The following is a 13,275-nucleotide window of genomic DNA, read 5'->3' on the forward strand; positions in this document are numbered from 1 at the left end:
AATATGAAACAGGTTCCGATTATTGATACACATACAGCCGCCCGAATGGTAAAAGAGGGCGACACACTTTTGCAAGGCGGCTTTGGCATGACAGGCAACCCCGTACATCTGATGCATGCCTTGGCGGAATCAGGTACAAAAAATCTGACTTTTATAGGTAATAATGCCGGAGAAGTAGGCTTAGGTGGAGGAAGATTATTAAAAAATGGTCAGTTGAAAAAACTTATTGGCTCGTTTTTTACCTCTAATCCTGATGCCGTAAAGGCGGTTCAGGCGGGCTTGATAGACTATGAATTGTTGCCGCAGGGTACTCTGGCCGAAGCGCTCAGAGCAGGAGGCGCAGGCATCGGTGGTTTTTATACCCCGGCCTCAGCAGGTACACTAATAGCCGCAAACCGCGAGACCAAAGTGATAGACGGCGTAGAGCAGGTATTTATCAAAGGTTTAAGAGGGAATGTGGCCTTTATTCGTGCATGGCGGGCAGATACCGCAGGGAATCTCCAATACCGTATGACTGAACAGAATTTTAATAAGGCCATGGCAACTGCCGCCGATTTAGTCATTGCCGAAGTAGAAGAAATTGTAGCAGTTGGAGAGATTCAACCAGAGCATATTCATACGCCCGGTTGCTATGTAGATTATCTGGTGCAGGCCACTTTGACATTAGAAGATTTGGGCATGTCTGCTTCGGTTTCCTCTTCCAAAAAAATAGATGAGTCGCGCATGAATATGGCCAGACGTGCTTTGGCAGAATTAAAGAAAGGAGATGTAGTAAATTTAGGCATAGGGATTCCGACTTTAGTGGCTGACCTGATAACAGAAGAACATGGGGTTATTCTGCACACCGAAAACGGGATGTTAGGTGTTGGCCCGGTACCAGCCGATGGTGGTGGAGCGATGGATTACCCGGTAAATGCCGGCAAAATTCCAGTGACGGCTTTGAAAGGCAGTAGTTATTTTGATAGTGCCGATTCATTTGCCATGATCAGGGGCGGACATATAGATGTAGCGATTATGGGCGGTTTAGAGGTAGATGAAGCCGCTAATCTGGCTAACTGGGCAGTACCCGGAAAACCATTATTGGGCGTAGGTGGTGCAATGGATTTAGCCAAAGGTGCCAAGCGATTGATTATCACCATGACCCATACCAATCCTGATGGTTCATCTAAGATTGTACCTGTTTGTACGCTGCCATTAACAGCTTCGGGAGTAGTAAGTATGATTGTAACTGAACTGGCAGTTTTTGACTATTCAGCCGATCAATTAACATTGATAGAATTGATGCCAAATGCTACTTTGGAGGAAGTAAGAGCTAAAACAAGTGCCAGTTTTGTTGAGAAATTGAGTTAAAACTTAGGAGCTGATTTATGAAAGAAGCATATATCATAGATGCTATTCGTACACCAATTGGTAGTTTTGGTGGTGGTTTATCAACCGTAAGGGCTGATGATTTAGCTGCAATCCCTATTAAGGAATTGCTGAAAAGAAACCCAGCCATTCCTGCCGGGGTAATCGATGATGTGATTTTAGGTTGCCATAATCAGGCAGGGGAAGATAACCGCAATGTGGCTCGAATGGCTTTATTATTAGCTGGTCTACCTTACACAGTTCCGGGTGAAACTGTCAATCGCTTGTGTTCATCGGGTATGTCGGCTGTGATACATGCCAACAGAGCCATTAAAGCAGGCGATGGAGAAGTAATGATTGCCGGAGGGATGGAACACATGACACGGGGACCCTGGGTAATCTCGAAAACATCGAAACCTTTCGGTAACGATGCCCAAATGTTTGATTCAAGTTTTGGCTGGCGATTTATTAATCCTAAAATGCAGCAAATGTATGGTACAGATGCAATGGGAGTAACGGCTGAAAATCTGGTGGAGCTCTATCATATAAGTCGGGAAGACCAGGATTTATTTGCCTATAACTCGCAACAAAAAGCTTTTGCTGCACAACAGAAAGGGATTCTGGCAGAAGAAATTATGGGTGTTGAAATAGCCGATAAAAAAGGGAATATCAGTCTGTTTGATAAAGACGAATTTATTAAAGGCAATACCACGTTGGAGGTTTTAGCTAAACTCAAACCCGCCTTTAAAAAAGAAAACGGTACAGTAACCGCAGGCAATTCTGCCGGGCTCAATGATGGTTCAATAGCCATGCTGATAACTTCAGAAGAAGCCATAAAAACGTATAATCTCACACCAAAAGCCCGCATTGTTTCGTCGGCGGTTGTAGGAGTAGAGCCACGTATTATGGGTATTGGGCCTGTGAGCGCTTCACAAAAGGCTTTGCAAAAAGCAGGTTTGTCGCTTGATGATATGGCTGTGATTGAGTTTAACGAAGCCTTTGCAGCGCAATGTCTGGCGGTTAGCCGCCAATTAGGCTTGGCAGATAATGATGAGCGAATCAACCCAAACGGTGGCGCTATTGCTTTGGGGCATCCTCTGGGAATGTCTGGCACACGGATTATTCAAGCCGCCGTCAATCAATTGGTAAGAACCCAGCAGAGATACGCTTTAATATCTATGTGCGTGGGTGTGGGGATGGGTTATGCGGTGGTGATTGAGAAGATTTAGTGAATGAGCGGCCGTGCGGTGATTAAAAACTCCGTGCCCCTCCGTGCAATCACTTTGTGAACTCCGTGGTAAAAAATATTTCGTATATGAACCCCCTCATTGAAGATTTATTACAAGAATTTCAATCAGCCATCGGTGCTGATTACGATAAATATCGCAATCATGTATATCGAGTTTTCCTGAATTGTCTTTTGCTGGATACTAATAAAAACAATGAAGACAAATATGCCATCGCAGCCGTCTTCCACGACATTGGCATCTGGACTAACCATACTTTCGATTATTTAGCCCCTTCCATCGAACAAGCTAAAATATATCTTATCGAAACCAATAAACAGGAGTCGTTTGAGGAAATAAAACTGATGATTGACAATCATCATAAACTCAGTTCATATAAACACAAATACCCCAGAACTGTAGAGACTTTCCGGCAAGCCGACTGGATAGATGTGAGTTTTGGAATACTGACATTTGGAGCAGATAAACAAGCTATTCAATTGAATAAGCAGCAATTTTCAACTTCAGGCTTTCATCGTTTCCTGATAAAAGCCACTACTAAAAACTTCTTAAAGCACCCTGCTAATCCTTTACCGATGTTTAGGAAGTAGGAGAAAGAAAAATCGAGAAAGGAACAAGGAAGATGTAAAAAGGGAGAGCATTGAATATTTCTAAATTTAGTGATAGTTTGCATGAAGCTGTAAGAATTGGCTACATTTGTATCATTCTATTCAAACCACCTTTCCATGAAAAAAATCATTCTTTCAGGCTTCTTTGTGCTTATTAGTTTTATAGGGTTTTCTCAGAGTACTTCTTCCGAAAAAACTTCAATTCAGGTTGATTTTAATAAGAAAATAGGAGATATGACCACCATGTGGGCATGGTTCGGGGCTGATGAACCTAATTATGCCTATATGCGAGATGGTAAAAAATTACTGTCAGAATTATCGGCGATGAGCCCGGTGCCAGTCTATTTTAGAGCGCATAATTTACTGACATCAGGGCATGATACCCTAACACTTAAATGGGGTTCAACCAATGTATATACCGAAGATGCCAACGGAAATCCAATCTATGATTGGACTATTGTTGATAAAATATTTGATACGTATCTGGAAAGAGGCATCAAGCCATTGGCGCAATTCAGTTTCATGCCTCAGGCACTTTCTCCTAAACCGATGCCGTATGAGCATTACTGGAAACCCGGCATGCCTTATAATGATATTTATACAGGCTGGGCCTACCCGCCAAAAGACTATAAAAAATGGGCAGAGTTAGTCTATCAATGGGTAAAACACTCAGTAGGGAGATACGGAAAAAAAGAAGTTGAAAGCTGGTATTGGGAGTTATGGAATGAGCCAAATATTGGTTATTGGAAAGGCACAGTAGATGAATATTGCAAGCTATACGATTATACAGCTGATGCCGCCAAAAGAGCTTTGCCTACCATTAAAATGGGTGGTCCGGAAACCACAGGCCCAAGCTGGAATAAAGCAGCAGATTTCCTGCAAACCTTTCTGAAACACTGTATTTCTGGTAAAAATTATGTAACCGGAAAAGTAGGCTCTCCACTTGATTTCATTTCATTTCATGCCAAAGGCGCACCTAAAATTGTGGATGGACATGTGCAGATGAATATGGGTACACAGCTAAGAGACATTTCAGAAGGATTTAGAATTGTAGCCTCGTTTCCTACCCTTAAACACTTACCTATCATTATCGGAGAGTCAGACCCTGAAGGTTGTGCGGCCTGTGGTATGAAAACAAATCCACAGAATGCTTATCGTAATGGTACGATGTATTCGAGCTATACGGCTGCTTCTTTTGCTCGTAAATATGCTTTGGCAGACCATTATGGCGTTAATCTGAAAGCAGCAGTAAGCTGGTCGTTTGAGTTCGAAAATCAACCTTACTTTTATGGATTCAGAGATTTAGCTACTAATGGTATAGATAAACCTGTACTCAATGTATTCAGAATGTTTGGGCAGATGTCGGGCAAACGAGTAGAGGTAAAGGGCAATATGAAATATGATTTCAAGATGGTGAGAGATTCAAGTGTGAGAGGGAAAAATGCAGATATCAATGCCCTCGCCAGTAAAGATATAAATACTGCTGCTATGATGCTCTGGCATTACCATGACGATGATGTAACCGCAGAAGATGCCTTGATTGAAATAGATTTGAAAGGATTACCTGCCGGAAAAATCCAGTTTTATCATTATCGGATAGATGATGAGAACAGCAATGCCTACGAAGTCTGGAAGAAAATGGGTTCACCTGAAAACCCGACCAAAGAACAAATAGCTATCTTAGAAAAAGCAGGACAATTGACATTATTAAGTTCACCAAGTTATGTAAAAACAAACAATGGTAGTTTAAAAGTAAATCTTAAACTACCAAGGCAAGGGGTTTCTTTATTGAAATTTGACTGGTAATAAACCTATATTAATTTAGCAATTACTAACGATTAATAGACAATTTCCGGACAAAACTATTGCCATTCTCTTCCTGTAGAATCACAAAGTAATTGCCAGACGAGAAACGATTGAGATCAATGGTATGGCTAAAACTTTTGGTGACAGATTGATTTAATAATCGACCTGTTACATCAATTAATTGATAACTAAAAGCTTTGGTCGATTTTATAAATGCTTTATCAGAAGCCGGGTTAGGGTATATTTGTATATGTGCAGAAGCTTCCTCATTTGCTAAAATTATAGGTATAAAATTAGCTGAAATGACACTTTCACAATTTTTTTCAAATACTTTTACCTGATAGTTACCTACTTCTGTAAACTTTATTTTCTGTGATGTGAAGGGTAGTTCGGTGCCATTCAGGTACCACTTGTTGCCTACCAAGGCACTTGAAATTAAACTGTCATTAGACTGTTTAATTTCTGGTTGTGGAATGATAATCTGGGATAAAGTTATAGCAGATGAAGTGGCTTCACATTGCTTCTGAGTAATACTTAAACTATACCTTCCGGCTTGCGAGGCGGTGTATGAATAGGTAGTTGCAGAGGGTATAGCTATATCGTTTCTTTTCCATTGGAAACCAATGTCTGTCAATAGATTCGTATATTCCAGTGAGGCGTTGCCAATGGTAGACGAAATCACTCTGGTACCAATATTACACGTGACAGTTGTGTCACCGGTAATGTGAATGGTTGATTTACAAGGAGTAACGGGAGGGGCAAGTTTAAAAAGAATGTAATCGGGGGCAGTAGTAAAACTTATGCCATTCTTGACTGCTGTTGCGTATAAACCAAAATCAGAAGCACCATGTATATCCTGAATAATGTAATTATCGCTGTTAAAACTTTTAGCCCAGACTTGTTCATTGGCAAATGTCAGCTTTATAATGGTGTTATTTTTTATTACAAATATTTTGCTGTCGCCTGTGGTTGCAATTTTAGCAGAACCATAATTCGTATTCTTCCATTGTAAATCTCCTGCCACATTGTATTTATACACACCTGTATCTGTACTAAATACACAGCCATTATCAGAAGTCCTTTCAAAATCTACTATATATTCTCCTGCCAACGGTCTTGTCCAGTTAATGTTTCCTGTTGAGGTATTTAATTGAATAATATTACGGATATTTAACAGACTGTTGGTAGAGAGTAGATAAATAATTGAAGCGCCACCCGTTATAAGTTGATACCCCCCACTAATATCAGTATTTGCCCACATCAGTTGTCCGGTTGCTGAGTATTTTCTTACGCCATTACCTGTAGTAATAATTACCCCACCATCGCTACTTGTTTGTATATCTCCAATATTATTTATAAAAGCTGTAATGTCAACAGACCACTCAATACTACCATCATTTTTTACTCTTGAAATCTGGAAGAGTGGGTTAAGACCCGAAGTTAACATATAAAAACCATTATCAAGCGTTGCACTTGCACTTAGTATAGTATAATCAAAAGTTTTTTGCCAACTCAAATTCAACCCGGCATCATATTTTCTGAGAGTTCTACTTAAAAAAAGATAGACAAGTACACCACCATCTTGTGAAGCATATTGTGACATAGTAGGGGCATTGCTTGACCCACCTTCCGCAAATATGAATTGATTTTTTACAAGCCCATCAGCATAAAATTTACTGATACTTGCTGAACCACTAATTGAGTTCTGTGCTTTTATTAGTGCAAATAAAGCATTAGGCCCCGGAAAAGCAGTAATACTTCCACCTCTATTGCCACCATTATAGGGCTCTACCCATTCTATGGCTGGTGCTTGTTCTTGCGCGTATGAAAAATAGCAGGATAATAACAACAGAACAATGGAGAATCCTTTCTTAGTCATGAGTTTATGTAGCATTAAAATTATTTCGAAAAGTAACCAATAATTATTCATAAAACAATGATTTATGCCAAACTTAAAAGATGTCTTGTCGTTCTTCTTTTTTTAATGAATATCCATATGGATATTCCGAAAAATTGCATAACATTTGTTATTAATACAGAAGAAACCAATGGAATGGCAAATAAGAGAACTCATTAATAAAAAGGACCTACAAGGCCTTAGAAATATCTTGTCTCAAAACCCGGCACTTGCCAATGAAGGGTTACCCTACGATGCATCAAATACAGCCAAAGCACACCCACTTCACCGGATTTGTGATGGTGTATTTAGTGGAAAGTACAGTGATGCTGACGGGGTTGAAATGGCAAAAATATTTCTTGAATATGGGGCAAATATTAATGGTGGTGAGATGGTAGTGAAAAAAGATTCTCCGTTGGTTGCCGCCGCAAGTCTTCATGCCGACCAGCTGGCAATTTTTTATATTGATCAAGGTGCAGATATTCATCATCCGGGATGCCATGGGGGTACAGCTTTGCATTGGGCAGCCTGGTGTGGCAGACCTAAGGTTGTGAAAAGGCTTTTAGAGGAACAACTGGATATTAATAAACTATGTATTGATTTTAAATCAACACCACTGTTCTGGGCTGTACATGGTTTAAAATCAACTGATAGCAAGGATTTAAGCGGGTATCTCGAATGTGTAAGAATTTTGGTTGCAGCAGGTAGTGATAAAAGTATCCCGAATGCCGATGGAAACACGGTATTTGATTTGATAGGAAGCCGGAATCCGGAGTTAAAAATACTATTAGCTTGAGTTGTCTGATCATTTAATAGCAAGTTTAATTGGATTATAGATTCCCAAACACATTATAAAAATAATAATCGAAAGTGGTTTTATTTTCGAACCAGAACGCCCGTTGATTTTTAGTAACTAAGTTTATAAAACAGACACTTCCGTTTTCAAAAAGGTAAGTTCTGTACCCTTCCTTGTCTGAGTAGTTAGTATCAATATGGTATTTGTTTTTTAGAATCTTATTGAGTTTTGATGGTCTTATGCCGAAAGAAGCGTATGCCTGATTGCTGTTATACAATACTACGGAATCATAAAAATTTTCTCCTTTGATAAAACTTTTATAATCTTCAACATTATCAAAAAGATGTGCATACTTATGAGGTGTTGCCTCATGTAAAACTTTTCCGTCTGATAAAGCATAGGCAAGATTATGCATGCTATCCAATATTCGGATACTGCGGCTGTTGAGGTCATTTGATATTAAAGTATTTTTTTCCTGAAAGGTTAGTTTTGTTAATTGAATGATTTTGCTGTCGGGAGTTCTAAACATAAAAATATTGGTCATATTAACTTAGTAATATTAAATATTGGGACTATTAAGTTTTTAACATCGTGATTTTAGGAAGTTATACTAACTCTTAAAATTGAGAAACATTCAAGGCTTTCTTGCAAATTACAATACATATTTGCTGATAGTATGGCATGAACCACGCATAATACTTTATTTAGTATTGTAAATAAACTACAATTTATGATTTACTACCTGATTTGAAGAGTCTGGCATGAAAACCGATAGTAAAATGTTAAAAATGGAAAGCAACAATTTGAGAGCTATTTAATTCAGGAACTCAGGAGCGGCCCGGATGGTATATTCCGCTTTTTTTTATATCTTATAGACGAATATCAGTCTATACAGACATACAAATATAATAATTTCATTGGATACGCGCAGGAAAAAAAGGAAGTTATCTTGTAATAATAGGTATAGGTCATAATAAAAAAAGTACATCTGTTCTTCCTGGAATTAGTGTTAGAGAAAAGGATTGGGATAGAAAAACAGGTAAATAAATAAGGTTGGCAAGTGTTAAGTTTGTAATCAGAGTAGAACATAATCAAAACACCGATCAGCCCTATTCAGAATAACGGAAAAAATGATTAACTAAGAACTGATTTCTGATCCAAGTTCAGGATAGCGAGGGTCTAAATATAAAGTAAGTCTATGGTGAATTGTGTGAGTAATTTTCAAACGTTTAAAGACAGGCCGCATTGGCGGTCGGATGTAAATGGAGAGAATTACCTATGAGAGATTTGGTCAGGCAATGTAAGATCAGTTGGCTGACAATGTTTTATTATCAGAAGTTGTCTAAAGTTAATATAGGAATAAATGTGAATAATGAGTTTAGAGTAGATAAAAGTATAAAGCCGTAGCTACAGAACCACAGATATGATTGCTTGTATTAGTAGTATTTTATAGCAAGGTTCTCTACAATAACAGATTGATTAATTCATACTAATATTAACAAAGAGCTTTTGTTATTAATATTAACAGGGTATAAAGAGCCTTAAAAGAACCAGATTAAATACCATTTTGATTAGCAAAATATATAAGTTCAGCAACACTATTAATTCCGAGTTTGTAATGAATATTTTTGCGATGTGTTTTAATAGTAAAAACGCTTAAATTGAGTCTACGGGCAATTTCTTCATTTCGCAAACCTTGTTTTAGTAAGCGTATTAGTTCAACTTCCCGAAATGTCAGGTTCAGTTTTCTTGCAAAATCATCGTTGTAAGGTAAGCTATTTGATGACCTGTCACTAACTTTATTGTCAAAGAAATTTCTACCATTTGAAACCTCCCGTATTCCTTCAATTATTTCTTCTTTCGTTGAGTCTTTTAACAAATAACCATGAAAACCAAATTTCTGAACTTCCTCCATTATTTTGGGTTGATTATACATCGTAAGGATAATAATTTTTACAGGCCATTGTTTCAATATCCGTGCACCAATTTCAATACCATTTTCACCATGAAGATTAATGTCAAGCAGAATAAGATCAGGCGTTAGTGTCTGAATAGCATTATCAATATTTTTAGCCATAAAAACCTGTCCGCATACCTCAAAATCAGGTAATTCATAAAGTATAGTTTTTACACCTTCAACGAAGAGATGGTGGTCGTCAATAATTAAAACTTTTATAGGGTTTGGCATTGGTTGTGTATGTTAGGAAACTCAGGTTATTAACCTATTTACTGTTTCCTGATTTATAATTAAGTAATTCATAATATATCGAGACCTTAAGGTAATATTTTTTACACTTCTCTCGATTGCATTAATATTATTTTTTTTCTTCGGCACCTATTTTAATTTCTAAAATATAGGTGCTACCATTTTGACCTGTGTCAATAGTAAGAGTAGCTCCGATATACTTTGCTCTAAGGCTGACATTTTTAAGTCCAATCCCTTCGTTTTTTTCGATCCGGTCTTTAAATCCAATGCCATTGTCTTCAACCAGAATACTTAAATGTGTTTGAAAGTAAAGTAATTGTACTGATGCCCTGCTTGCCATAGCATGTTTATGAATATTGCTTATCAATTCAGAGGTAATCCGGTAAAGGTTAATCTCAACTTCATCAGGGAGCCTTCTTTCAATCCCAAAACTTATAAACTCAAATTTCAGATTTTTGCCGGAGGCATTGTTTACCAGATATTCAAGAGAGTTTTTAAGCCCAATTTTCTCAAACCCGGGGGGCATAAGATTGTGTGCAATCCGGCGAATATCATTAGAAGCCTTTGCAACCATGCTTTTCAGGGTATCTATTTTACTATAAGTACTATTATCAGTTTTATCTTTATGAATTAGGTTAATCTGAGTATTAATAGTTGCCAGAGTGCCTCCTAAATCATCGTGTAAATCCTGCGCAATTCTTTCCCGCTCAATTTCCTGTACATTCAGTAGTTTCTGTTGAGTCATATTTAATTCTTCAGTCAGCGTTTTTCTTTCCTGAATAATATCATTCAGAATAGCAATACCTAATACAATAAATTCAAAAACGGGTGCTATATAAAGAAAAAGATAAAAAGAGGAGTTATCAAGCGTTTCTTCGGGTATATCGGCAATTCCTGTAATTCTAAGAAAAAGCAGGATATTGGTTGCCTGCACAGGTAAGATAGAAAACAAATAAATGAAAGAATTCCGCCTTTTCATGATTATTCCTTCTATTACAATCATAAGCAAAACCAGTTGAACCCATGAACTTGCATAAGCGTTGGTTTCAGCAATTGTGTGATTGAAAGGGAAAAACGAAATATAAAACAGGAACAAAAAAAGAACCCCAAGATAAGCCCTGTATAATATAGTCAGTCCTCTGAGTTTTGATCGATGCTCTGGCAGAATAAAGTGTAAAGCAAAGAATATACTCATGATACGGATGAGAAGACTTGATATAGCATACCATCTTGATGTGCTGAGAAAGTTGGGTGCGTAGTGCGCCATATAACCTTCTATATTGAGTGCATACCCGATATTGCCGAGTATATAAATAAAATAATAAAGAATTATCCATTGGGGATAAGCCATGAGAAAGAAAAGACTAATGAGGGCAATTACAGCCAGCACAGAAACAGCTGAAAAAAATATCGTATCGAACTCAATATACTGACGTTGAAATTCTCTTTGGGTGAATAGCGTGAGGGGGCAGTACAAATATCCATTGGTTTCTCTGACGCTTATGAGAATCTTGTACTGCGTATGGGGACTAAGCGTTATTGGAAAAGCAAAATATCTGGAGTCAATGTCTCTTTCACTTAAGGAGGTTTGCCAGTTAATTCCTTCTCTTTTTCTGATTAAAGAATCGCCTGCATAAATATAATAATCAAACGAATCAAGGTACACAATATCCATATCAACAACTATATCTTTTGCCACGTTGGAGTTATTGCGGCAGTTGAGCATAATCCAGTTTCTCTGTCCATTGGTGCCAAAATTCAGGCTTTCCTGCTGGTATAATTTAAACCTACTAAAATCCAGTTGTGAATTACTTATTTTATTGGAAGTGTCTGTAAAGACATATAAATAACCAACTAAAGGAGAACTTACAAAATCTTCGTTTATCTCAAAGATATTTTGTGCATTAGATTTAATATTTACTAAGACAAAAAAGCAAATAACAGAGAGTAGTTTTTTCATTAGATAATTTAGTCGGCACTGAATAGCAAAACTATCGTATTTAACTTTCATCTAAAATACCTCTTTTGGGGTATTGTAACTATCTGCACATCGAGACTAATTTTGAAACATAAAATAAACTTGCTTTTATCATGAGCTTATCTAAGACAATTTCGCCCGATAATATTATTTATTTAGAGGCTGATGTAAACTACAGCATTTTTCATTTTGAGAATGGGAAAAAAAGGATTTCATCTTTTACACTTAAATATTATGAGAATAAAGAAGAAACCAACCATTTTTTAAGAATTCATCGCTCTTATCTGCTTAATCCACACTATATCATCAGCATTTATAAAAGAGGGCATAACTCATTTATTAAAATGGCCAATGGCAAAGAAATAAAAGTTTCGAGGCGTAAGCGTGGCCTGATTGCTGATTTATGAAATATGGAAATTAATAAAATATGTTCTGAAACATTAAAAGCTATGGTTTTATATAGTCGGGTTGAATGGATTTACCACTCAAAGTAATTTATGTTCAATTCCATAACGAATTAAATCTGCACTGTTTGAAGAGTTTGTTCGTCTAAGCATATTTTTTCTATGAGTCTTAACTGTGTGAACACTTATATAAAGTTTAGTAGCTATCTGTTCACTGTTTAATCCTTCCGAAATCCACTTCAATATTTCAATTTCCCTTTTACTAAGCAATTTGTTTTCATCCACATTGAGATAAAACTCTAAATTACTGGAGACCTCCCATTGGTTTTTTTCACTATTTAATAGTTCTATTTGTTGTGTTACTTTTTCTTCTCCGGTATCTGGAACTTTAGTAACAAAGCCATAAAAACCCAGTGGGAAATAATCAGATTCACGTCGAATGATTTTGTATTGCTGACAATAAAATCTCTTTTTCTTTTTTTTATCAGTTATCGGAATAGTCATTTTAAATCGTATGTCAGGCATTTTTTTACCTTTCAGGCTATCAAATAAAATGATTTGCTGGTTCAGGCATTTATTATCAATTTCTGCTGGTACTTCCAGTATGTAGTCAGTAAACTTAAGCCCCCCTTCCAGAAAGGCTCCTAATGGGTGCCCCATAACTTCTTCAACACCTTCACCGATAAAAGGATAAGTACCCGTCTGGAAATCTGCTACAAAAACAGCTATCGAAAAGTTTTTTAAAAACTTTTCGGCTGAAACAACCTCTCTGATTTCTTCGGAATAATTATACTTTTCTAAATCGGGATTCTCAATCTTATCTAAATATTCAAGAAAAGTTATAGCGGTTTTCTTTTTCATATTTCATGCATTGTTATTAAGCGAAATTCTAATAAAAGTCTGAAAAATACCTAAAAAGGGGTATTGTGCATCACTCTTCAAATATACAATTTTGCACATATAAGCAAGCTTTAGTGGATTGAAAA

Annotated in this window: 11 protein-coding genes; 6 read left to right on the plus strand and 5 right to left on the minus strand. The window is 37.1% G+C overall.

What is annotated here, in order from left to right:
- Positions 1–3 precede the first annotated feature (3 nt).
- The 4 genes from H1R81_RS07665 to H1R81_RS07680 all read left to right on the plus strand — a co-directional run bounded on the left by H1R81_RS07665 (position 4) and on the right by H1R81_RS07680 (position 5,008).
- Entirely contained in the window at positions 4–1,350 is a 1,347-nt protein-coding gene (locus H1R81_RS07665; protein ID WP_181840121.1) for a 3-oxoacid CoA-transferase, read from the plus strand.
- Positions 1,351–1,367: 17 nt separating this feature from the next.
- Complete coding sequence (gene pcaF, locus H1R81_RS07670; RefSeq protein ID WP_181840122.1) at positions 1,368–2,576, plus strand: 3-oxoadipyl-CoA thiolase; 1,209 nt, start codon at positions 1,368–1,370, stop codon at positions 2,574–2,576.
- 86 nt (positions 2,577–2,662) lie between these two features.
- Positions 2,663–3,184 (plus strand): HD domain-containing protein, encoded by a 522-nt coding sequence (locus tag H1R81_RS07675; RefSeq protein ID WP_181840123.1) that lies wholly within the window; start codon positions 2,663–2,665, stop codon positions 3,182–3,184.
- Positions 3,185–3,319: 135 nt separating this feature from the next.
- Entirely contained in the window at positions 3,320–5,008 is a 1,689-nt protein-coding gene (locus tag H1R81_RS07680) for a GH39 family glycosyl hydrolase (protein ID WP_181840124.1), read from the plus strand.
- 25 nt (positions 5,009–5,033) lie between these two features.
- Here H1R81_RS07680 and H1R81_RS07685 read toward each other — a convergent pair whose 3' ends face one another.
- Entirely contained in the window at positions 5,034–6,887 is a 1,854-nt protein-coding gene (locus H1R81_RS07685; protein WP_181840125.1) for a T9SS type A sorting domain-containing protein, read from the minus strand.
- A 169-nt stretch (positions 6,888–7,056) separates the two neighbouring features.
- Between H1R81_RS07685 and H1R81_RS07690 the strand changes: the two genes are divergently transcribed.
- Positions 7,057–7,701, plus strand: a complete 645-nt coding sequence (locus H1R81_RS07690) for an ankyrin repeat domain-containing protein (protein ID WP_181840126.1) — start codon at positions 7,057–7,059, stop codon at positions 7,699–7,701.
- Positions 7,702–7,735: 34 nt separating this feature from the next.
- Here the strand turns inward: H1R81_RS07690 and H1R81_RS07695 are convergent, their stop codons facing one another.
- From H1R81_RS07695 to H1R81_RS07705, 3 genes are all read right to left on the minus strand, one after another.
- Positions 7,736–8,230 carry a hypothetical protein gene (locus H1R81_RS07695; RefSeq protein WP_181840127.1) on the minus strand — a complete coding sequence of 165 codons (495 nt, stop codon included), beginning with the start codon at positions 8,228–8,230 and terminating at the stop codon, positions 7,736–7,738.
- Positions 8,231–9,256: 1,026 nt separating this feature from the next.
- Positions 9,257–9,889 carry a response regulator transcription factor gene (locus tag H1R81_RS07700; RefSeq protein ID WP_181840128.1) on the minus strand — a complete coding sequence of 211 codons (633 nt, stop codon included), beginning with the start codon at positions 9,887–9,889 and terminating at the stop codon, positions 9,257–9,259.
- A 127-nt stretch (positions 9,890–10,016) separates the two neighbouring features.
- Complete coding sequence (locus H1R81_RS07705) at positions 10,017–11,867, minus strand: 7TM-DISM domain-containing protein (protein WP_181840129.1); 1,851 nt, start codon at positions 11,865–11,867, stop codon at positions 10,017–10,019.
- A gap of 131 nt (positions 11,868–11,998) precedes the next feature.
- Between H1R81_RS07705 and H1R81_RS07710 the strand changes: the two genes are divergently transcribed.
- Positions 11,999–12,292, plus strand: a complete 294-nt coding sequence (locus tag H1R81_RS07710) for a LytTR family DNA-binding domain-containing protein (protein WP_181840130.1) — start codon at positions 11,999–12,001, stop codon at positions 12,290–12,292.
- Between the two features lie 78 nt (positions 12,293–12,370).
- Here H1R81_RS07710 and H1R81_RS07715 read toward each other — a convergent pair whose 3' ends face one another.
- On the minus strand, positions 12,371–13,150 hold the full coding sequence (locus tag H1R81_RS07715; RefSeq protein WP_181840131.1) for a response regulator transcription factor: 780 nt from the start codon (positions 13,148–13,150) through the stop codon (positions 12,371–12,373).
- Between the last annotated feature and the right edge of the window lie 125 nt (positions 13,151–13,275).

Origin of the sequence: Emticicia sp. BO119 (assembly GCF_013912375.1) — a bacterium.
Taxonomy (GTDB): Bacteria; Bacteroidota; Bacteroidia; order Cytophagales; family Spirosomataceae; genus Emticicia.

Bases quoted from the DNA above. Each gene is read 5' to 3' on its own strand.
- H1R81_RS07700 (WP_181840128.1), bottom strand. From the start codon at position 9,889: ATGCCAAACCCTATAAAAGTTTTAATTATTGACGACCACCATCTCTTC.
- pcaF (WP_181840122.1), top strand. From the start codon at position 1,368: ATGAAAGAAGCATATATCATAGATGCTATTCGTACACCAATTGGTAGT.
- H1R81_RS07675 (WP_181840123.1), top strand. From the start codon at position 2,663: ATGAACCCCCTCATTGAAGATTTATTACAAGAATTTCAATCAGCCATC.
- H1R81_RS07690 (WP_181840126.1), top strand. From the start codon at position 7,057: ATGGAATGGCAAATAAGAGAACTCATTAATAAAAAGGACCTACAAGGC.
- H1R81_RS07705 (WP_181840129.1), bottom strand. From the start codon at position 11,867: ATGAAAAAACTACTCTCTGTTATTTGCTTTTTTGTCTTAGTAAATATT.
- H1R81_RS07710 (WP_181840130.1), top strand. From the start codon at position 11,999: ATGAGCTTATCTAAGACAATTTCGCCCGATAATATTATTTATTTAGAG.
- H1R81_RS07695 (WP_181840127.1), bottom strand. From the start codon at position 8,230: ATGTTTAGAACTCCCGACAGCAAAATCATTCAATTAACAAAACTAACC.
- H1R81_RS07680 (WP_181840124.1), top strand. From the start codon at position 3,320: ATGAAAAAAATCATTCTTTCAGGCTTCTTTGTGCTTATTAGTTTTATA.
- H1R81_RS07715 (WP_181840131.1), bottom strand. From the start codon at position 13,150: ATGAAAAAGAAAACCGCTATAACTTTTCTTGAATATTTAGATAAGATT.
- H1R81_RS07665 (WP_181840121.1), top strand. From the start codon at position 4: ATGAAACAGGTTCCGATTATTGATACACATACAGCCGCCCGAATGGTA.
- H1R81_RS07685 (WP_181840125.1), bottom strand. From the start codon at position 6,887: ATGACTAAGAAAGGATTCTCCATTGTTCTGTTGTTATTATCCTGCTAT.